This window comes from Bdellovibrio sp. (genome assembly GCF_047637665.1).
In the GTDB taxonomy this organism is placed as follows: Bacteria; Bdellovibrionota; Bdellovibrionia; order Bdellovibrionales; family Bdellovibrionaceae; genus Bdellovibrio.
The window spans coordinates 12795-33339 of the sequence record NZ_JBLJBT010000043.1 but is presented as its reverse complement, the minus strand read 5'-3'; the positions used below and the strand labels follow the sequence as shown (position 1 = coordinate 33339).

The 20545-nt window shown below is 46.9% G+C and carries 19 protein-coding genes; 12 read left to right on the top strand and 7 right to left on the bottom strand.

All coding sequences use genetic code 11. The features are described 5' to 3' along the window. Window positions 1–44 precede the first annotated feature (44 nt). Entirely contained in the window at window positions 45–1013 is a 969-nt protein-coding gene (locus ACM64D_RS14520; protein WP_415063951.1) for an HD-GYP domain-containing protein, read from the top strand. A gap of 9 nt (window positions 1014–1022) precedes the next feature. On the opposite strand, the gene ACM64D_RS14515 is transcribed toward ACM64D_RS14520, so the two are convergent. Together ACM64D_RS14515 and ACM64D_RS14510 are read right to left on the bottom strand one after the other, a co-directional pair. After that, on the bottom strand, window positions 1023–3023 hold the full coding sequence (locus ACM64D_RS14515) for a DUF3943 domain-containing protein (protein ID WP_415063950.1): 2001 nt from the start codon (window positions 3021–3023) through the stop codon (window positions 1023–1025). A 180-nt stretch (window positions 3024–3203) separates the two neighbouring features. Then, window positions 3204–3725: a hypothetical protein gene (locus ACM64D_RS14510; RefSeq protein WP_415063949.1), complete on the bottom strand. Its 522-nt coding sequence runs from the start codon at window positions 3723–3725 to the stop codon at window positions 3204–3206. 86 nt (window positions 3726–3811) lie between these two features. Here ACM64D_RS14510 and ACM64D_RS14505 point away from each other — a divergent pair, with 86 nt between their 5' ends. Further along, the gene (locus ACM64D_RS14505; RefSeq protein ID WP_415063948.1) at window positions 3812–6142 is read left to right on the top strand and encodes a fatty acid cis/trans isomerase; all 2331 of its coding nucleotides are present in this window, start codon (window positions 3812–3814) and stop codon (window positions 6140–6142) included. Here the strand turns inward: ACM64D_RS14505 and ACM64D_RS14500 are convergent. Next, a complete protein-coding gene (locus ACM64D_RS14500; protein WP_415063947.1) occupies window positions 6127–6720 on the bottom strand; it encodes a histidine phosphatase family protein in 594 nt (197 codons plus the stop codon). The genes ACM64D_RS14505 and ACM64D_RS14500 overlap by 16 nt on opposite strands. A 54-nt stretch (window positions 6721–6774) precedes the next feature. Between ACM64D_RS14500 and ACM64D_RS14495 the strand changes: the two genes are divergently transcribed. Both ACM64D_RS14495 and ACM64D_RS14490 read left to right on the top strand, forming a co-directional pair. Beyond that, window positions 6775–7500 (top strand): EI24 domain-containing protein, encoded by a 726-nt coding sequence (locus ACM64D_RS14495; RefSeq protein ID WP_415063946.1) that lies wholly within the window; start codon window positions 6775–6777, stop codon window positions 7498–7500. Window positions 7501–7536: 36 nt separating this feature from the next. Continuing rightward, a complete protein-coding gene (locus ACM64D_RS14490; RefSeq protein ID WP_415063945.1) occupies window positions 7537–7986 on the top strand; it encodes a Fur family transcriptional regulator in 450 nt (149 codons plus the stop codon). Here the strand turns inward: ACM64D_RS14490 and ACM64D_RS14485 are convergent. Continuing rightward, on the bottom strand, window positions 7980–9509 hold the full coding sequence (locus tag ACM64D_RS14485; RefSeq protein ID WP_415063944.1) for a PAS domain-containing protein: 1530 nt from the start codon (window positions 9507–9509) through the stop codon (window positions 7980–7982). The two genes, ACM64D_RS14490 and ACM64D_RS14485, sit on opposite strands and share 7 nt — an antisense overlap. 113 nt (window positions 9510–9622) lie before the next feature. Here ACM64D_RS14485 and ACM64D_RS14480 point away from each other — a divergent pair, with 113 nt between their 5' ends. From ACM64D_RS14480 to pstB, 4 genes are all read left to right on the top strand, one after another. Next, a complete protein-coding gene (locus tag ACM64D_RS14480) occupies window positions 9623–10624 on the top strand; it encodes a PstS family phosphate ABC transporter substrate-binding protein (protein WP_415063943.1) in 1002 nt (333 codons plus the stop codon). Between the two features lie 72 nt (window positions 10625–10696). After that, the gene (pstC, locus tag ACM64D_RS14475) at window positions 10697–11572 is read left to right on the top strand and encodes a phosphate ABC transporter permease subunit PstC (protein WP_415063942.1); all 876 of its coding nucleotides are present in this window, start codon (window positions 10697–10699) and stop codon (window positions 11570–11572) included. Continuing rightward, window positions 11572–12489, top strand: a complete 918-nt coding sequence (gene pstA / locus ACM64D_RS14470) for a phosphate ABC transporter permease PstA (protein ID WP_415063941.1) — start codon at window positions 11572–11574, stop codon at window positions 12487–12489. The genes pstC and pstA overlap by 1 nt, the downstream gene beginning before the upstream one ends. Before the next feature lie 5 nt (window positions 12490–12494). Then, on the top strand, window positions 12495–13262 hold the full coding sequence (gene pstB, locus ACM64D_RS14465; protein WP_415063940.1) for a phosphate ABC transporter ATP-binding protein PstB: 768 nt from the start codon (window positions 12495–12497) through the stop codon (window positions 13260–13262). A 7-nt stretch (window positions 13263–13269) separates the two neighbouring features. Here the strand turns inward: pstB and ACM64D_RS14460 are convergent, their stop codons facing one another. The 3 genes from ACM64D_RS14460 to ACM64D_RS14450 all read right to left on the bottom strand — a co-directional run bounded on the left by ACM64D_RS14460 (window position 13270) and on the right by ACM64D_RS14450 (window position 14978). Then, window positions 13270–13533: a hypothetical protein gene (locus ACM64D_RS14460; protein WP_415063939.1), complete on the bottom strand. Its 264-nt coding sequence runs from the start codon at window positions 13531–13533 to the stop codon at window positions 13270–13272. Between the two features lie 111 nt (window positions 13534–13644). Then, window positions 13645–14037 (bottom strand): hypothetical protein, encoded by a 393-nt coding sequence (locus tag ACM64D_RS14455; protein WP_415063938.1) that lies wholly within the window; start codon window positions 14035–14037, stop codon window positions 13645–13647. Continuing rightward, entirely contained in the window at window positions 14034–14978 is a 945-nt protein-coding gene (locus ACM64D_RS14450) for an HD-GYP domain-containing protein (protein ID WP_415063937.1), read from the bottom strand. Before ACM64D_RS14450 ends, ACM64D_RS14455 begins: the two co-directional genes overlap by 4 nt. A gap of 59 nt (window positions 14979–15037) precedes the next feature. Here ACM64D_RS14450 and recG point away from each other — a divergent pair, with 59 nt between their 5' ends. The 4 genes from recG to ACM64D_RS14430 all read left to right on the top strand — a co-directional run bounded on the left by recG (window position 15038) and on the right by ACM64D_RS14430 (window position 20504). Beyond that, window positions 15038–17125 (top strand): ATP-dependent DNA helicase RecG, encoded by a 2088-nt coding sequence (recG, locus tag ACM64D_RS14445; RefSeq protein ID WP_415063936.1) that lies wholly within the window; start codon window positions 15038–15040, stop codon window positions 17123–17125. 69 nt (window positions 17126–17194) lie between these two features. Beyond that, window positions 17195–17599, top strand: a complete 405-nt coding sequence (locus ACM64D_RS14440) for a hypothetical protein (RefSeq protein ID WP_415063935.1) — start codon at window positions 17195–17197, stop codon at window positions 17597–17599. Window positions 17600–17695: 96 nt separating this feature from the next. After that, window positions 17696–19831, top strand: coding sequence for a S8 family serine peptidase (locus tag ACM64D_RS14435; protein WP_415063934.1), 2136 nt, complete (start codon window positions 17696–17698; stop codon window positions 19829–19831). Window positions 19832–20009: 178 nt separating this feature from the next. Next, the gene (locus ACM64D_RS14430; protein ID WP_415063933.1) at window positions 20010–20504 is read left to right on the top strand and encodes a CarD family transcriptional regulator; all 495 of its coding nucleotides are present in this window, start codon (window positions 20010–20012) and stop codon (window positions 20502–20504) included. Window positions 20505–20545 lie beyond the last annotated feature (41 nt).

Sequence of the window (20545 nt, the reverse complement as noted above, 5' to 3'; positions counted from 1 at the left end):
GTCATCATCTCTAGTTGCTAGGAAGATGATCCGATAAGCCACAGATGGATATGAAAAATGATCAGGAAGATTACGTTGCAGTTTCTCGGGATGAATTCATCGTCGGCACGCAGGTGCCGGTGGATATTTTTTTAAAACTCTCTGAGTCTAAATATGTGATGATTCTCAAAGAGGGAGCCATCGTTCGTTTTGACCAAATGCACTTTCCCGAAAAAGCGGAATGGCTCTATGTGCGAAAAACCGACTATCACAAATGTGTCGGGCAGACTTTGACTGTTGCGGGAATTGTCTTAGACAGTGATAAAATCAGTCAGGAAAAGAAAACCGTCTTTCTTTCCAAAGCGGCGGACTCTATTTTTAAAGAGATTGAGCATCTGGGGTTTGATCATCAGACTTTGGAGCACTCTAAAATCGTCAGTAAATCCATTCAGACCTTGGTGGAAAATAAACCCGACATTGCGGCTGTCATCACGATGATGTCGAACCTCAACGATGATCTGATTCGCCACTCGATGATGGTGTCGGCGATCTCTGTGATTATTGCTCGCTCTATGAAGTGGACCTTGGCACAAAATTTAGAGAAATTAGCACTCGGGGCCTTGTTGCATGATGTGGGAATGAAAGAGCTTCCCGACGAGATCTTGGAAATGCCAAGGCATGCAATGACTCGCGATCAGGCTGCCGTCTATGAATCCCATGTCTATCGCGGTGTTGAGATATTGAGAAGTATGCCGTCCATTTCAGATGACATTATCGCGATTGTTTTAGAGCATCATGAAAATGCTCCGGGGCAAGGATATCCACGACGACTGCGCGATATTAAGATCAACCCCTTTGCCCGCGTGGTGGCCTTGGCGGATTGTTTTTCTGAGATTGTCATGGAGTCGCCCAATAACCCGCATCCCAAAACGGCCCCGGCCGCTTTGCAGTTTATTGAGATCGCTTTAGGGCAGCCCTTTCACAAGCCAGCCTTTGCGGCCTTGAAGCAGGCCTTGCAAGGCCCGCCTCGGTAGGTAGCTTTTTTAGAAAAGATAAACAAGAGTTCCCATAGTGCGATGTTCAGTTCCTCGCGGGGATTCTTGTCCGTTGACTGATCCTTGGCGCACAATCATCTCTTGGGATAATTGGAAGCTTAAATTCTGCGTGATACGGAATTTCACGTAAACCCGATGAGAAACAAACGAGTCTTTGAAGTCTGCGGGATTTGTCGCATCGCCTTGATTGCGATGATGGTCTTTGATGTCTGTCGCTGAAGACATTTGCATTTCATAACCGGCTTTAATGCGACCTCTTTCTGCGGATAAAGCGGCCAAAGTGGTTGTGCCTAAACCCCAATAGTAACCACGCTTTCTGACGACACCAAATTGTTCCTCAAGGCTGCCTCCGCTTCCTTGAAAGTCATTCAACGCCCAGGACTTGACCATGGCGAAGTCTCCGTAAAAACCAAACTCGGCTTGGATGTTAACTCCTTTATAGAAGATATTGGCGCGCGCTGTGGCTCCTAAAATGTTGATAGTCCCGTAGAAGTCTTCCGTGTCGGATTTTTTCGCCCCACCACGATCGTGCCAGGTTGTTCCCGAACCGATGCCGAGAATCAAGTCATAACCACGTAGCTGTCCTTGGCTATCTAGCTCCAGATTTTTTTTGTTGTAAGCGGCCATTGTGACTTGCGCGATAATTTTAAGATCACCCAAACCGTCGCCGCCGCTTTTTTCTAGAAGGGCTTTGACCATGGCCGTGTCATAAACAAGCTGAGACTCCTTGCCTGGTTTGTTGTAGTTCGCGATATTGACCACCTCTGCATTCATGCCCAGAACGTAGGTGTTGTCTTTCACGGCTTCGAAAGGCTTTTGATTTTTTTCTAAGCCGATATACATCGAGATATCCGACCAGCGAGGTTTTTTACAATCGGGCTGTGAAGCGTATTTGTCGCCGGTTTGCATTTTGTCAATGGCGTGATTTAGAGCTAAGCCAGGATTAATACCATAACCCACGATTTTCCCCATGGTGGTTCCTTTAGCTAAAAGAGCGCAAGAGATCTGATAAGACGCCTCACCAATGACATAGCCTCCAATCGGAGTCATAATTTGGTCGTTGAGAGAGAAAACCTCATGGTACTCCATGAACTCCCAAACGGCGGAAGAGGCGAAGCTTACTAAGAAAGACTCTAAAGAGTTAAAGCCGTTGGAGCGAGCGGTTTGATAATATAAAACCCCCGCAAAAACGTGTCCGTAGTTAGCAAACTTATCGTTGTCATCAAAAAGAATGGCTTCACCGCTGAACTTCTTTTTAATGCCGTCGCCAAGGCTATAGTCAAAGTCCTGCTTATTATAGGCTAAGTTTTTATAATAAAGAGCCATCCCCGAGGAAAGCATCACACCCAGCTCAATGCCCGTGCGAAGGTAGTTCTTTTTGCGTTCACTTTCGCCCTCGTAAATCGAGTAGGCTTGGTCAATCGATAAAACTGAGCGAGTGCTTTTGTCGATGAAGACACCGTTTTTTTGATCATATTCGATTTGTTCGGATTCGGCAGCGCCATTCACCAACAGCCCGGCTTTAAAGGACTCTTCATTAGAGGCAAAGACAAAGAAGTTCGCCATGGCTTTGGCAAAAGCTTCGTTTTGAGTCACGTTGCTGGCCGAGTCTTTTTTGAATTTCCATCTGAGATTGTTGAAGTCAGTCTCGTGGTGGCGTTGCCAGTTGGTGACGTCGACTTCCACGGTGTCCTTCTGATCGCGCATAATACGAATGTGGTAGGCATGGTCGCCTTTGAGCTGCATGAGGGATTTGTCGAGGAAATTCTGAGTGTCAAAACTTCGGCAGGTCACGTTGACGGCCGCATCACTCACTTGATTGGCGATGGCATGAATCATCGCGCACGTGTCTTTACGCCAGCGCAGGGAGTAGTTTTCTTTGAGATCGCCGACGGAGACAAGCACCTTTGTGGGCGCAGAGTAAGCCAGCGCCGGGGTGCCGGCCCACGCGAGGCATAGAAATAGAAGACTCCATAAGCGTAAAAGCATAAACCACTCCGTTCCTGAACGAGTACGTCGTTAAGAAGAACTGCAACGGTTTTGCCAAAAATAAGGGGATCTAACTACGGTATATTGATCTTAAGCAGAGGAATGGAGGAGGGCGCCGATTTTTGCTAAACACTTGGCTTAACGAGTTCAGCGCCCGATCGTCTCAAAGTGAGACCCGCCTTAGTGGCGGATCAATTCAGGGGAGGTTTCGCTGGCAAGGTCGTTCAAACAATCGACAAAGAACTTACAGATGATGAACAAGTGCACTTGCTCATTCACCTCAAGAGAGGGCTCTAGTTCGGGCGACATAAAAAGTTCTTCAATGATGTAATTAAGAACCTCAGGCTGTCCTTCACGAGTGGATTTCTCTTGAAGATCGGCGATAATATCGTCGTTGATCTGAAGATACTTTTCGAATTCCGCTTCATTTTTTTCAAAACGGGCGACAACTTCATCTTCATTCATGGGGCGAAGATTTTTATACTGATCTTCAAAAGACTTATTGAGGATCAAAGCCATCATGAAGCCCAAGTCTTGAGCGCCTTCGCTCATGTCTTCGATGAACTCCATCAAGAAACCTGCGAGGTCTGGTTGAACTTCAAAGAGATGTTGCGATGCGAGTTCAAGATCACTTTCTTCCGTGATGCTGCAGATTTTATCAATCGAATTTTGTACAGTTTGAAACGGAATTTTCTCCATCATCGTCCTCTTTTTTTCTTAGTCTTTATTCTTTCCCTTAAGCAAGAAAGCATTTTATATTGATCAGAATACACGGGGAGTCCGGTTTTATGCAATTTATTAAGGCAGCTGTGCTTTGTTTTATTTCAGTTCTGATGATGAGCGTCTCAAAAGCGGAAGAACCAGTCTTAGATTTCTACACCCATAAGGTGCAACCCATTTTTGATAACCGCTGCCTGGCTTGTCATAGTTGTTTTAATGCTCCTTGCCAACTTAATTTGCAGAGCTTCGAGGGTTTTCAACGGGGAGCAAACAAGCTCAATGTTTATAATGGCACAAGGACCAAGAGTGTCGATCCGACACGCATGTGGGTCGATGCCCATAGCGAGAACGAATGGAGAAAAAAGGGTTTCTTTGAAGTGAATACCTCAAAAAAACCCGAAGAGAATTTGTTTTTAAGTTTCTTGAAAATACGCCTGGCAGAGCCCAATATCGCAATTCAAAAGCAGGTGGCGGATTCCCAAGTCTGTTCTTCATCCATGAAGGACCTTCGCGCGGCGTTTAAAGACTCCTCCCAGTTGGGCATGCCCTACGGGCTTCCACCTTTAGATAGTGCAGAGATAAACATCCTGGAAAGTTGGATTCAAAAAGGCGCGCCGGGGCCGACAGAGGAAACGCGGAAGCTTGTTAATAAAAACCCTGTCGAAATACAAAAACAGATCGATGAGTGGGAGAAGTTCCTCAATGACAAAGAGCCCTCTCAGCAGCTCGTCAGTCGTTATATCTATGAACATCTTTTTTTAGCGCATCTCTATTTCCCCGAACATTCCAACCAGTTTTTTAAACTGGTAAGATCCAAGACGGCCTGTCAAAAAGGCATCGAAGAGATTGCTACCAGACGCCCCAATGATGATCCTCGGACCAAAAACTTCTACTACTGCCTGAGGAAGTTTCCGGGGACGATCGTTGAAAAAACACATATTCCCTACGAGTGGAGTCGCGAAAAATTAGAGCGGTATAAGAAGATATTCTGGGCGAAAGAGTGGAAGGTGCAGTCTTTGCCTGGGTATGAGCCCGGTGTGGCCGAAAATCCTTTTATCGCCTTTAAGGACATCCCCGTGCGGGCACGCTATCAGTTCTTGCTTGAAGATGCGCAATATCAGGTCAATACCTTCATTAAGGGACCTGTTTGCAATGGAAGCATGGCCGTCAACTCTATCCAAGAACAGTTCTATGTGTTTTTCTTGGCGCCAGAGTCCGACAACATGGTTCTTTCTGACGAGTATGACCAAAAAGCACAAGCCCTTTTGATGTTGCCGGGAGTGTGGGGCAGTGAGGTGGAAATTCCTGAGACCCCTGTACTTTATAAAAAACTGGTGGAGCATCGGGAGAACTACCGCAAGCTACGAACCGAGTGGCAAAGGAAGATTCGCCCCGATGGATACTCCCTGCAAGATATCTGGAATGGGGATGAAACGAATCCCAACGCAGTGTTAACGGTGTTCCGTCATGACGACAATGCGGTGGTCAGCCGCGGGGCCATCGGAGATCTATCAAAAACGGTTTTTGTTTTGGATTTTCCTCTTTTAGAAAGACTGGTTTATAACTTGGTCGTGAACTTTGATGTTTTCGGGAATGTCAGCCACCAGTACCTGACGCGGCTTTATATGGATATGATCCGCATGGAGGCCGAGGAATTGTTCTTGATGTTTTTACCACCAGAGCAGCGTTTGGAGTATCGCCGGGTTTGGTATCAAGGGCTTCTGACTCAGATGAAGATGACCTATGTTTTTCCCACAGTAGGGATTGCCGAACCCACTGCGGTTCGTTTTAGTGAAGAGGTCAATACCAAAAAACAAATGATCGAAAAGATTCTTTTCTTCCGTTTGAACGAGAAGGTTCGCGGCTCCTTGGATACTATTAACTGGAAGCGACTGAAGGTGCCCGACAGTTTAGGGAAACAGTGGAAAGTTGTCGGTTTTAATAAAGAGCTGCGTAAGATTTCATCAGTGAGGGCTTCGGAAAAGACTCCTTTTGCGCGGTACTTCCCCGAGTTGTCGTTATTGAAAGTGACCACCAAGGAAGGTGACTTGCGGGTGTTTTCTTTGATTCACAATAAAGAGCACGAAAATATTTCGTGGGTACTGGGGGAATCTTTGCGAATGGCTCCTCAGGAGGATTCGCTGACGATTCGAGAAGGTTTTTGGGGCTCCTATCCGAATATGATTTTTGATATTAAAGAAAAGGACCTGAAGAATTTTGTCGCCCGAGTGGGAGCTATAAAGTCCGAACAGGATTACCAAAGTTTGATCTCCAGTTTCGGAGTTCGTCGCACCCAGGCCAACTTTTGGGGCCACTATGATGAACTCAATTCGCACTATCGCAGAACCGACCCCGTTAATTTTGGCTATCTGGATCTGACACGCTATGAGTTAAAATAAAAGAGTCCCGTCTTCTCGTTCCATTCAACTTTGTAAATAACACAGTTTGGAATGGGAAGGGCCTCGGTCATCTCAGGTTTTAGTGAATGCAAAAAGCGGCGAATAATAAAACCGTGGGTGCAAAGTCCCGCACTGGTAAAATTGTATTCCTGGCAAAAATGAGTAAGAGACTGCGAAAAGCGAGCGACCGCCTGATTGGCGCTTTCCGCATTGGGATAACGAAAGTCGGCCTGGGAGGGGAGAAGGGATGTCCATTGCTCCCACGCTTCACCACCGTATTTTTCGAGGACTTCTTGCTGGGTCAACCCTTCCAGATCCCCTAAAAAAACTTCTCGTAAATCAGGAGAGATCAAAAAAGGTTTTTCCAAATGGGTGTTGGCGATTTCCGCTGTTTCTTGGGCGCGCCGCAGGTCGCTTGTCATAAAGACGTCAATAGGGTTTTCTTGAAAGTAATTTTGCAGTGTCAGGGCCTGCTGGCGACCTTCATCGTTGAGGGGGATGTCGGTATGCCCCTGAAGACGACGTTGGTTGTTCCAATCTGTTTGGCCGTGACGAAAGAGATGAATGATTTTTGGCATAATGCCCCTATTGAAGCACTTGCCAGCAAGGACGGAAAGGGAAAAAATCTGAGTATGAATATGATTTTACAATCCTTGCGACAGTCCTTTGAGGCCCTTTTACGTTTTCGTATGTTCCTGTTGATTTTTCTTTTGCCGGTGGTGGCCGTGGTAGGGCTTTTTCTTTTGTTTGTGATTTATTGGCAAGAGTGGAGTGCCGGTCTGACGGCACTTTTCGCGGGGATGAGTGTTGTTCAGTGGATTGAAAGCTGGAGCGGATTACAAGAACTGAGCCTGTGGTTTTCCATGGCTTTTCTGATCTTGGTGTTTATTCCCTTGGTTTATCTGACTTCGGTCCTTTTGATTTCAGTTTTGGTCATGCCCCTGGTGGTGAAGTGGGTGGGAGATTCAGACTTCAAATACCTAGAAAAAAAACGGGGTGGATCTTTCTTAGGAAGTCTTTGGAATACTCTGGTGGGGACGGTCGTTTTTGTGGTTGTTTTTATTGCCACGTTGCCTTTGTGGCTTGTGCCGGGCTTTCAGATTGGGCTGCCATTGTTGTTAACATCTTGGCTGAATAAAAAAGTATTTTTGTACGATGTGCTCCAGGACTTTGCCACCCAGGAGGAGAGAGTGTGCATCGCAAAGGCGCAATCCCTGCCTTTGTATGGCATGGGCTGTTTATTAGGATTTCTTTCATATATCCCCCTGGCGTTTTTCTTTGTGCCGGTTTTATCAGCACTTTCTTATACTTACTTCGGTCTCAATGCTCTCGCAGCCCTACGCAAGGGTGAAAGCTAGTGGCTTTTCCCCTGAGACTGGTGTAGTACCTTTTGTATGACCAAGTGCGGCCAAGAGCGGAAGAACATTGATATTGAATCTCTCAACGAGAGGGTGCGCAAGGCGGGGATGAAAATCACCCAGCAGCGGTCTCAATTGTTGAAGATCCTGCTCAACCATCCGGATCCTATTTCTGCGGATGAGATCTTTCGAAAATTTGATAATAAGTCCGAGGGAATGGATTTGGTGACGATCTATCGAATTCTTAAAAAGTTCGAAGAGGCGGGCCTGGTCTCACGTTTGGAATTCGGCGATGGTGTCGCCCGCTTTGAGTTGACTCTGGAGTCTGGTCACCATCATCACCATGTGATTTGCCGCCACTGCCAACGTGTAGAGCCTTTGCATATTTGCGATCTTGATCAGCACATCAAGATGGTTGAAGAGATGGGATATAAACAAGTTTCCCATCGTCTGGATTTTTTCGGTGTCTGCTCTCGCTGTCAGTAATGAAGGGCTTCCTCGTTTTGCCATTTAGGCAAATGAATCACAAAGGTCGTGTTTTCAGTTCCCTGAGCCAAAGTCAAAGAGCCCTTATGGCTGCGCATGATCCCACTCGAAATACTTAGACCCAGTCCCGTTCCTTTACCCACTTCCTTGGTGGTGAAAAAGGGCAGCATGATTTGTTCGGCGATGGTGTCAGCGATTCCTTTGCCAGAATCCGTCACTGAGAGTTCGATAGCGTCCACCAGTTCCTTGACGGTCACGCGAATCCATTTGTTCTCAAGATGTTGGATGGCATCGAAAGAGTTGTTGAGGAGATTTAAAAGAACTTGTTCAATCTGAATAAGACGACACTCGACTTCAAGATCGGGATCTATATCGGGAATCTCAATTTCAATGCCGTGATTATAAAAACGCGTGCGACAAAATTCCAAAGTCTCTTCGATGATTTGTTTTACGGGAACGACCTCAAAGGGGTCGTAGGTTCCTTCTCGTGCAAAAGAGCGCAAGGATTTAATGATGCGGGCAATTTTGTCTGCAGTTCTGCTGATGCTTTCGGAGGCTTGTTTGATCTTCTCTGGATCAATATTGTTGGTTTCCACCATTTGCGAAAGCTGAAAGGCGCGAGCCTGAATGACAGTCAGAGGGTTGTTGATTTCATGGGCAATGCCGCCAGACATTTCTCCGAGGGCGGCCATCTTGGTGGAGGAAATCAGTTTCGCTCGAGCGTCGGCAATCTGGCGTTCGGTGAGAACCTCTTCGGTCGAATCCCAGGCGACTCCATAAGCGCGGTGGGTTCCGGAATAACTTAAAATTTTTCCGTAACAGCGAATATGATGCACTTCCTGATTTTCGTAGGTGACCCGGTAGGTGAGATAGAAGTCTTGTTTTTTTTCCATCGCTTCGCGGATTTTCGCCGCGTTGGCTTCGAGGTCTTCGGGATGGGTGCGGTTGCGAACCTCTTGGACGAGAGAGCTTGAAAGGTGTGTGGAGATCCCGTGGATTTTATACATCCGCTCATCCCAAACCAAAGAGTTGTCGTCCAGGTTCCACTCCCAAGTGCCCAGATTGGCAGCTGACAAGGAGAGGTTTAATTTGTCGATGGTTTTTTTAAGCGTGTCTTCGTAAGCTTTGCGTTCACTCACATCCGTGGCCACACCCAAGACGGCGGTGGCTTCGCCGTGTTCGTTGCGAGTAAACACGGTCACTCGATCATTGATCCAATGGTAATTTCCGGCAGAGTCTTTAAACCGATATTCCAGAACCAGAACTTCTCCATCTTTGAGAGTTTTGGATTTGAGCCCCGCCTCATGAAGGAGAGGGATGTCGTCGGGGTGCATCACTTTGGCATAGTAGTCGGTGCCCATCTTGCGGATTTGTTCATTGGAGTAGCCATAGAGTTCTTGGCCGCGTTCGTTGCTCCAAACGACCATCTGTTTTTCGAGATCGAAAATATAGACCGCGTGAGAAATAGCCTTGTTGATTTTGTCAAAAATATTGGCTGAATCGGCGAGATACTTTTTTTCCATCGCCCCCAGTTTACCCACTTCTTCTGTAACGCGAAACGGCTAAATCTAAATAAAACCTTAACAATACAGGGCGGCATTATGGTGCTAGACCTATATCCGTACAGGAGATGTCTATGCTTAAAAATATGATTCTATCTTTCTCTTTGGTTGTTGGAGCATCATGGGCTCACGCTCAGGTTCCCGTTATTAAGATTGACGGTTCTAGCACTGTTTTTCCGATCACCGAGGCGATGGCGGAAGAGTTTCAAACGGCGCAAAAAGGAAAAGTTCGCGTGACGGTGGGTATCTCTGGAACCGGCGGCGGCTTTAAGAAGTTTTGCCGTGGAGAAACAGATGTTCAAAATGCGTCTCGCCCCGTGCAGTCGTCAGAGCTAGAGGCCTGCCGTAAAGCGGGTATTAAATTTCTTGAAATCCCTATCGCCTATGATGCAACGGCGGTCGTGGTAAATCCTAAAAATACATGGCTTAAATCCATCACGGTGGATGAACTCAAGAAAATGTGGGAGCCCACAGCTCAAGGAAAAGTCATGAAGTGGAGCGATGTGAATCCGGCATGGCCGAAAGAAAATTTAAAGCTTTATGGAGCCGGTTCGGACTCTGGAACTTTTGATTACTTTACGGAGGCTATTGTTGGAAAAGCCAAGTCGTCTCGTGGTGATTACACTGCCAGTGAAGATGACAATACTCTTGTGACCGGCGTTTCCAATGATCTGTATTCTTTGGGGTATGTGCCCTTGGCTTATTATGAAGAAAATAAGGGCAAACTTAAAATCGTAGGGATCGTGGGTGGAGAAAAAGCTCCTAAAAAGAACGAAGCCGTTTTGCCATCGCGTGCCACGGTAGAGGCTGGAACTTACTTCCCGTTGTCTCGTCCGATCTTTATCTATGTGAACGAAGCTTCCCTGAAGAAGGCTGAAGTCAAAGACTTCGTAGGTTTCTATTTGGATAATTCGGCGGCGATTGTGCCCCAGGTAAAATACGTTCCACTTCCTGCTAAAGCCTATGAAATGGGCAAAGAGCATGTGAAAAAGAACAAGTTGGGAACGGTCTTTGGGGGACACTCTGAAGTGGGACTTAAAATTGAACAGTTGATGAAACGTGAAGGTTCGTTGTAGTTTAGGCCAGTGACAAAAAATCAACTCAAAAAATTATCTGAGTTTACATCCGCCGATCATCCTGTTCGGCGGATGCGTCGTTTAAGAGAGCGGGTGATCGAAACTCTGCTTTTCTTGGCGGCGGCGTCCTCTGTTTTGGTGACCATCGGTATCGTGGGTATTTTAGTCACCGAGAGTCTGCCTTTTTTTGCTCATGTCTCGTTGAAGGAGTTTCTGACGGGGACCGAGTGGACGCCCCTTTTTGAAAATCCTCGTTATGGTATTTTACCTCTGTTGAGTGGCACATTCTTATCCACGATGATTGCCCTGATCGTCGCGATTCCATTGGGAACAGTGGCCGCGGCCTTTTTAAGTGAATATATTCGTCCGTCCTGGCGTGAAGTTTTGAAGCCGATCCTAGAGCTTTTGGCGGCCGTTCCTACCGTGGTGTACGGTTACTTTGCTTTGCTCTTTGTGACGCCACTTTTGCAAAAAATCATCCCATCCATGGGGGGATTTAACGTTTTAAGTGCAGGTATTGTTATTGGCGTGATGATTGTTCCCTATGTCAGCAGTCTTAGTGAAGATGCGATGAGAGCGGTGCCCGGGCACTTGCGAGAGGCTTCTTTTGCTGTCGGGGCTTCGCGGATGCAGACGGCCTTCCGTGTGGTCATTCCGGCTGCATTTTCGGGTATGACTTCTGCCTATGTCCTGGGGATCTCTCGGGCCCTTGGCGAAACCATGGTCGTGGCGATTGCGGCGGGGATGCAGCCCAATCTGACCTTGAATCCCACTCAGCCTGCAGCCACGATCACGGCTTTTATCGTGCAAGTCAGTTTAGGGGATTTACCGCATGGCTCTATCGGCTATCAATCCATCTATGTGGCGGGTTTGAGTCTTCTTGTTCTGACACTTTGTTTTAATATTATCGGTCTATGGCTGCGTAAAAAGTTTCAGGAGAAAGAGTGATGAAACCTTCTCAAGATATCTTAGCGAATATCAAGCGCCGTCAGATGTGGGATTTTATTTTTGCGATGGTGGGTCTTTTGTCATTGCTCTTTGCTTTGGTGACGCTTTTGACCTTGATTGTGGATCTGTCGCTGACGGGTGTTCCGCGTATTAATGCGGCCTTTTTTACAAGTTTCCCCTCTCGATTCCCGGAAAAAGCGGGGATCCTTTCGGCGTGGGTCGGGTCTTTTTGCATTATGCTCACGACGGCGTTCTGTGCCATTCCGTTGGGGGTGGCTGCCGGGGTTTATCTTGAAGAGTACTCGAAGAAAAACTGGGTTTCGCAAATCATTGAGCTGAACATCATCAACCTGGCCGGGATTCCGTCGATCACCTATGGTCTGATGGCACTGGGGCTTTTTGTTTATAAACTTAAGCTGGGGCAAAGCATTTTGACTGCGGGATTGACCCTGGGGCTTTTGGTTTTACCTATTATCATTGTCACCACGCGCGAGGCGATCCGCTCGATTCCAAATACAATTCGCGAGGCGAGTTATGCGATGGGCGCCAGCAAGTGGCAGACCATTCGATATCATATCTTGCCATATTCCTCGGGCGGTATTTTAACGGGTGTGATTATTTCTTTGTCTCGGGCTATTGGCGAAACAGCGCCTTTGATTACGATCGGGGCGTTGACGTTCATTGCCTTTTTGCCGACGGCGCCCATTGATGGGCACTTTCCTTTTGTGAATTTTAAATGGCTCATGGATCCTTTTACCGTGATGCCGATTCAGATGTTCAACTGGTTGTCCCGTCCTCAGCCTGAATTCCACGTGAATGCGGCGGCAACCGGGGTCGTTCTTTTGTTGATGACTCTTATCATGAACGGGGGGGCGATTTATTTGCGCTCTCGCTTCCGTAAAAAGATGAAGTGGTAGTATCTATGGAATTAAAACTTCGTGCTGAAGTCAAAAATTTGCTTTTTTCCTACGGGGATAAACAGGTCCTTAATGGCGTCACTTTGCCGATTTATGAAAATCGTGTCACGGCTTTGATTGGTCCTTCTGGGTGCGGGAAGACCACGTTACTGCGTTGCTTTAATCGGATGCACGATCTTTATCCCAATGCGAACTATCAAGGGGAGATCCTACTTCATCCAGATCTACGCAATATTCTTGGTAAGGACATTGATCCCATGGAAGTGCGCATGCGCATCGGAATGGTTTTTCAAAAACCCAATCCGTTCCCGAAGAGCATTCATGAAAATGTCGCTTACGGGTTGAAAGTTCGTGGAGTCAAAAAGAAAAGTTTTATCGAAGAGCGTGTTGAACGTTCTTTGCAGCAAGCCGGACTCTGGAATGAAGTGAAAGATCGTCTGACCTCTTCGGCCACGGCTCTTTCCGGGGGGCAACAGCAGCGTCTTTGTATCGCTCGCGCCTTGGCAACTGAGCCTGAAATTTTGTTGTTAGATGAACCGACGTCGGCTCTGGATCCTATTTCTACACGTCACATCGAAGAGCTTATTCAAGAACTTCGTAAGGACGTCACCATTGCCATTGTGACTCACAGCTTGCACCAAGCGGCCCGGGTTTCTGATTATACGGCCTTCATGTATTTGGGGGACTTGATCGAGTTCGGAGCCAGTGATCAGGTTTATACGAACCCTCGGGATCCTCGCACAGAAAATTACATTACAGGCCGTTTCGGATAGTTGGGAATTATTCAGACCACAACAGGCGATGCGAGATGTAGTCGCAGCTAGAGTCGACAACGACTTCGTAAGCGGCATCTCCGCCGTGCTGATTGACTCGGACGTGATAGATTTGAACGCCTTCAGGAGTGTAGCCCATAAGTTCCGCGGGTTGCGTGTAGCCAAGTTTAACAAGGTATCCTTCGGCATCAGCAGAGCAGTCGTTCATCGAATACACGGCAGACGCTTTTGCTGACAAGATCGTTGAAAGAACAAATAACAATGTCTTCATAGAGGCCCACTTTCTGCAAAAGTAAAAGTTGAGCCGAATATGCCCCATTCATCTCTTTGTGATGGTCAGGGTTTTGTTAAGATTTGTTTTTGGTTTTTGAGGTTTTTTCGCTTATTTTTTTTTAGTTTTGAGTTTCAGTGGCTGATAAAGTCCATCACTGTGCGAGGCGGGTTTTCTGCCGCTATTGGCGCCATTGACGCAGTTTTGGCGCTGCTCGTCAGAGAAGTCTTGAGTTTCTCCGCATTTTTCAAGGGCTTGAGGGTTGAAACTCTTTCCTTTGATGCTGTCCCAGCAGTTCCAGAAAGCTTTGTCGTCATTTTGTAAGTTGCAGACGGTGGCGGCGTACCAGTCAACTTCGTCTTTTTCTATGCGGGCTTTGCAAAACTCAACATCGGCGTCCGCGATAAAGCGATCACAGAATCCTGCAGGGTTGGAGGGCTCAAGAGCTAAAGCGACAAGAGGGATGCTGACAACCAGGGCGAGTGTTTGAAAGATGAGTTTCATGAGGCCACCTTGATCTTAAACAGCACTGAGTACATGGCTTTTAGCATGTCGGGATCATAGCGTCCTGCCAGTTTTTCTTTCATCATCGTCACGGCGTCAACGGGGGCCATGGGCACATTGTAGGATCTTTGTGTCGTCATGGCATCGTAGGTGTCCGTGATGGCGACAATACGTGCGAAAGGATGAATCTCTTCGCCCACAATCTGCTGAGGGTAGCCATTGCCAGCCCAAGACTCATGATGTTCAAAGCAGGCGGCTTTGATGGCATCACTGATGTTGGGGTGGTTGTTTAAAATAACCAGTCCATACTGTGGGTGCATTTTCATTTGCTCCCACTCGGCGTCACTCAAACCGCCTTTTTTGCACAGGATGTCCAAGCTGACATTGCGTTTTCCGATGTCATGAAAAAGGGCTCCGACACCGAGTTCTTCCAAGGTCGGCGCATCATAACCCAGAGCTTTTCCTAGTCCCAAAGAGTAGATGCTGACGTCCAAAGAGTGATTGTAAGTGTAAAAATCATGCCCCGACAAAGAGATCATAAAGCCCATCGCCTCGGGAGCATTTTCCATCAGATCGATAAAGTCTTTGATGATCGGGCGAGAGTCATCAAGAGCTTTGTTGACGTCGGGATTTTCAAAAAGATCCTCCATTAAAGCCACGGAAGATTCGCGAAGAATTTTGGCTTTTTCAAAAGGATCAATAAGACTTGAGTTCATTTCTTCGCGAACCCAGTCGCGGTATTTTTGTTTGTCTTCGACTTTCACAAAAAAAGAGTCACCGGTGTCTTTACCGTGAAGGGCTTTGATCTTTCCGTCAGACAGGCGATCCCCTTCGCGTAAATACAAAAGATACTTTTGATCTACGTACAGATAGATATTGAAGCTAGTGACTTTGTCAGGGCGGATGGTGCTCAGGCGAATACGGAAATATGACGAATCCATAGTAAAATTCTGCCATGGATACATTGACTTAGAAACAAAATCCTGAATAATCGAAGACCATGGCCCTTCGTCTAGACACCTCCATTCAGTACCTTAAAGGGGTTGGTCCCAAGCTTGGCGATCTCTTCTCGCGGAAGGGATTAAAGACTTTGGGAGATCTCTTTGAGTTCTATCCTCGAGCCTACGAGGATCAAAGGGCCGCTCGTAACATTTCCAGTCTCAAAGTGAATGATATCGTCAGTATTAAAGCGCAGGTGGTGGCTGTTCATAGTATCAATATGGGGCGATCTTCTCGCAAAATGTACGATGTGGTGGTGCGCGATTCCTCGGGACAGATTCATTGCAAGTACTTCCGCGTCCCGTACAAAGGGTATTTTGAACGCTTCAAACCTTTTACGGAAGTGCGTGTGGTCGGGAAGGTGATCGAGTATCGCGGGCGAATTGAGTTTCATCACCCCGACATTCGGGATATCGAGCCGGATGAAGAAACCCAAGATGCGTTGATCCCTCTGTACACGGAAATTGAGGGGCTTGCCACGGCCAAAATCATGAAGCTCGTTCGTCAGGCTTTTGCGCAAATTGAAGAATGGCCTCCAGAAGCTTTGCCAAAGTGGATTTTGGAAAAGTATCAGTTGAAACCTCGCAAGGACGCTCTTAAAGAAATTCATTTTCCTGATCCCAATAAAGCCGGGGAGTATGCGGAGTTTAAAAGTGCCGCTCAACGCAGAATTATTTTTGATGAGTTTTTTTGGTTAGAACTTTATCTGGCCTCGCGCAAAACAGGATTCCAAAAAGAAGGGGCCCCGCAGATTCAAAATAAGGGTGAAAAACTTAGAGGTTTGCTGCAGGCGTTGCCGTTTGAGATGACCGGCGCTCAAAAAAGAGTTTTCAGTGAGATTAAGGCAGATCTTGAAAAGCCTCACCCCATGCATCGCATGGTTCAGGGGGACGTGGGAAGTGGGAAGACGTTGGTGAGTTTTATGGCGGCGATTTACGCCGCTGAAAGTGGTTACCAATCCTGCCTGATGGCGCCGACAGAAATTCTTGCCGAACAGCACTTCAAAAATGCCAAGAAGATTTTGGAGCCCTTGGGGCTTCGTTTGGCGTTGTTGGTTGGAAAAACCAAAGCGGCAGAGCGCCGACAGGTTCTGGCTTCTCTTCAGGCGGGGGAGGTGGATTTGATTATCGGAACCCACGCGTTGATTGAAGATGAAGTGCAGTTTGCAAACTTGGGCCTTGTTATCATTGATGAACAGCATCGTTTTGGTGTGGAGCAAAGAGGGGTTCTTAAAAATAAGGGAAACTCCCCCCACTTTTTGGTCATGACCGCAACCCCTATTCCACGAACCTTGGCGATGACCGTTTATGGGGATTTGGACGTTTCTATTATTGACGAGATGCCGGCTGGTCGCAGTCCGATTCAGACTCGCGTGACGTATGAAAGTAAACGTCCTCAGGCCCTGCAGTTCATGCTCGAACAACTTCAAAAAGGGCGTCAGGCTTATATCGTTTACCCGTTGGTGGAAGAAAGTGAAAAGATTGATTTAAAGGATGCTGTTTCAGAGTATGAAAAGCTTAAAGAGCAGTTCCCTCAAGTTAAATTCGGCTTGTTGCACGGGAAGATGAAGCCGGATGAAAAAGAGCAGGTGATGGAGCAGTTCCGTCGTCATGAGATTCAAGTGCTGGTATCAACGACCGTGATAGAAGTGGGCGTGGACGTGCCCAACGCCAACATCATGATCATTGAACATGCCGAACGGTTTGGTCTTTCTCAGCTTCATCAGCTCCGTGGACGGGTTGGACGGGGGGAATATAAGAGTTTTTGCGTTCTGATCATGGGTTATGCGGTCTCCGAAGAGGGACGTCAGCGAACCGAGATGATGGAGAAAACCTCTGACGGATTTAAAATCGCCGAATTTGACCTTGAAATGCGTGGTCCCGGAGAATTCATGGGAACTCGTCAGTCAGGTCTCTCGGGATTTAAGCTTGCGAATCTGGTGCGTGACATGCAAGTTTTGCAGCAAGCTCGGGAGGCGGCGTTTGAGGTTTTGCGAAAAGATCCCAAACTTGCTTTTGCCGATCATAAGGGACTTCGTGAAGAGCTTTTGCGTGAACATGGGCCTGCGGCTTTGGCAGGAATCGCTTAAGAAGATTTTCTGTTGCGTCCTAAAAATATCTTTGTCATCCTGTTAGCAGAGATCACAAGGATGTGTTCGATGAAAAAAAGAATTCTCAGCAGTGTTATAGCATCAATTTTCGTATCTATTTCAGCGGGGGCAGCGCCCCACTATCAAGTAAACATGCGTGTTGGCATCAAAGGGCAGTCGCCGATTTCCATCAATACCGTGGCAAAATCAGGGAAAAAGAGTTTTATCAGTCAGTTCTCTGATGACGGACAAACGGAAACCTTGGTGGAGGTTTACTCAAAAAAATCTCAGGTAAATAAAAAAGACGGTCTTTTTATGGATGTTCAAGTGACAAGACGGGTGCGGGGGCAGTCTAAAATCACCGAACGCGCACAGATTTTTGCCCCTGAGAACCAAGAAATGGAGTTTGGCACGAACTCCAAAGGTAAAACCGCCGGGAATCTTTCTTTGGCTGTGATGGCTCATCAGCTCTAGGACGCCCTAGAGCTTTCGCTCAGTGCGGCATAATAAACATTCCTGATTGATACCCGACTTCGGTCGTGATCTGATTTTCTCCTGTAGAGGGGGTAAATGATGATTCGTCTTGTGAAAAGCATCACGACTATGGCGGCATTGTCTGTCAGTGTGGCTCAGGCAGGAACAGTTCTTAAGTTGAACGCCGGGGCTATCGACACAAATAAAATCACAAACAACTATGCAGCTTCTTGGATGATGGAGGCTCAGGCGACTGAGTACATCGTACAATTCAAGAAAGCGATCACGGAGCAAGACAAGGCTCAAATGAAATCTCAATTTGAGGTTTTTGGGTATCTTCCTGATGACGCTTTGGTTGTGCGTGGGACTTACGCTGGCTTGTTGAGCTTTAAGAATTCTCACTCGGGAGTTCAGGCGATCGTTAAATATTCTCCTTCATACAAAGTGAGCACTCACTTTTCTGTCGCGAGTGTTTTCAATAAAGATTCTGTTGAAAGTGTTTTGGTAAAGACCTTTAAAGCTTCAGAAACGGAAGCTATTGCCAATAAAATTGCAAAACTAAACCCTCAAGTAGAACTTCAAGTTGTTGATGGAAAGTCCATCATGGCTTTAGTTCCTCGCGGTGTGGTGTCTCAGGTGGCCGGTTTGACGGGGGTTGAACACGTTCAGCCGACTCCAGAGATTGAATCCTTCCATTTCTTGATGGATGAAAATGTCGCGGGTGACGTGAAGGCATCGGCAGCAGGGGACTATTCTGATTTGACCGGTGATGAGCCCGGAACACGCGTGATGAAATTTGATGCGGCTTGGGCTTTGGGTTACACCGGACGTGGGCAAACGGTTTCTATGGCCGACACGGGCTTGGATTCAGGTGACGTGAACTCGATTCACCAGGATTTCGCTGGTGGCATTCTTTCGGGTTACCCTTTTGGATTGTGGTCAAAAACTTGGGATGATCCGATGGGACACGGAACTCACGTAGCGGGTTCTGTGATGGGCCGAGGAACAGCGTCTAAGGGCCTTTTGAAGGGCGGCGCTTATGAGGCGAAAATGGTGGCTGAGGGAATGTGGTCTCCAATGATGAAGAACCTCAGTGTTCCTTCGAAATTGGGCGATCTTTTCGCAAAAGCTTATGCTGATGGCGCGCGTATTCACACAAACTCTTGGGGTGGAGCTCGTACTTTTGGTGCTTACGATAACTTCGCTGTTCAAGTGGATGAATGGCTTTACGCAAATCCTGATATGTTGGTTCTTTTTGCCGCAGGTAACAGCGGTTCTGATAAGAACAAAGACGGTCGTATTGATGCGAACTCGATGGCGTCCCCTGGAACGGCTAAAAACGTTCTGACTGTCGGTGCCTCTGAGAACAAAGTTTCTACCGGTGGTATCCAGGTTCCTATCAGCAAGTTGAGAGCCGCTAAAGATGAGTGGCCGACGGAACCTATCTACAGCGACTATATTTCTAACAATGAAAATGGTATTGCGATGTTCTCTTCGCGTGGACCGACACAAGATGGTCGCGTGAAGCCTGATATCGTGGCTCCAGGAACAAATATCTTGAGCGTAAAATCACAAACCAAAGACGCATCTGATTTGTGGGGCGCTTATAATAAAGACTATGTTTGGTCTGGTGGTACTTCAATGGCGACTCCTCTGACAGCAGGGGCTGTGGCTGTGGCTCGTCAGATTCTTGTAGAAAAATTGGGAATTCAAAACCCGTCTGCCGCTTTGATGAAAGCGACGATGATTCACACAGCGGTGGATATGTATCCAGGCCAATTCGGTGAGATCGGTGCCGCTCGTGGGCAAGAGATCCTTACTCGTCGTCCCAACTCAGATGAGGGGTATGGGCGTGTGGATGTTTCAAATATCGTAAACCTAGGATCCCAAACAAAGCTTGTTGATAACCGCCAAGGGGTGGCTCAAGGAGCGGAGGTTTCTTATGAGTTTACTTTGTCTAAGACGGGCAGTCTTTACGCCAACCTCGTATGGACAGATGCTCCGGGCTCTTCCAATGCGGCTCAGGCCTTGGTGAATGACTTGGATTTAGTATTAACTCTACCTAACGGGCAAACTTTAAGCATGAACGATCATATCAATAACTTGGAGATGATCGAAAAGTCGGGTCTTCCTGCGGGAACCTATAAATTGACTGTTAAGGGTTACAAGATCCCTCAGGCGAAAAGCGGGGCTCAAGCTTACGCCCTTGTTTATACCGCAAAAGAGCTCTAGTTAATTGAGCTAACATAGCTAAATTACTTGCAAAAAGCCTGACTCTGTTCAGGCTTTTTGCATTCGAGAGAGGCTCTGAAAATATTTCCTTACACACCGCTCTGGTTTGATAACTCGTGTCAAATTTGATAGAACTGTCGAGGTTGTAACTCTGTCCAATTTTCGGGGGAGGTTCTTGATGCTGACGTTCTCTATCGGTGATAATGCAGTTTATCCCGGCTACGGCGTTGTAAAAGTGGTTTCTATTGAAACCAAAGAAATGTTGGGTACTAAGACCACATTTTACAATATGCAGTTGGTAGACACGGGCCTAAAGATCATGATCCCGACTACAAACGTAAAATCTGCGGGGCTTCGTCCCATCATCTCTAAAGCAGAAGCATCTAAGGTTGTTGGAATTCTTAAAGAAAAAGACATCAAAATCGACAATCAAACTTGGAACCGCCGTTATCGTGAGTACATGGAAAAGATCAAAACGGGTTCGGTTTTTGAAATTGCTGAAGTTTTACGCGATTTATTCCTTTTGAAAGCAGACAAAGAGCTGTCTTTCGGAGAGCGTAAAATGCTTGATTCTGCTCGCAGCCTTCTTTTAAAAGAACTCACTTTGGCGACCAGCCAAGAAGAGCTCTTCAAAGAAGAAGAAGTAAAAGCGATTTTTGGGATTACGGGTTAAGCACGAGCCCTAGACGCCAGTCAAAAAACGTAATAAATTCA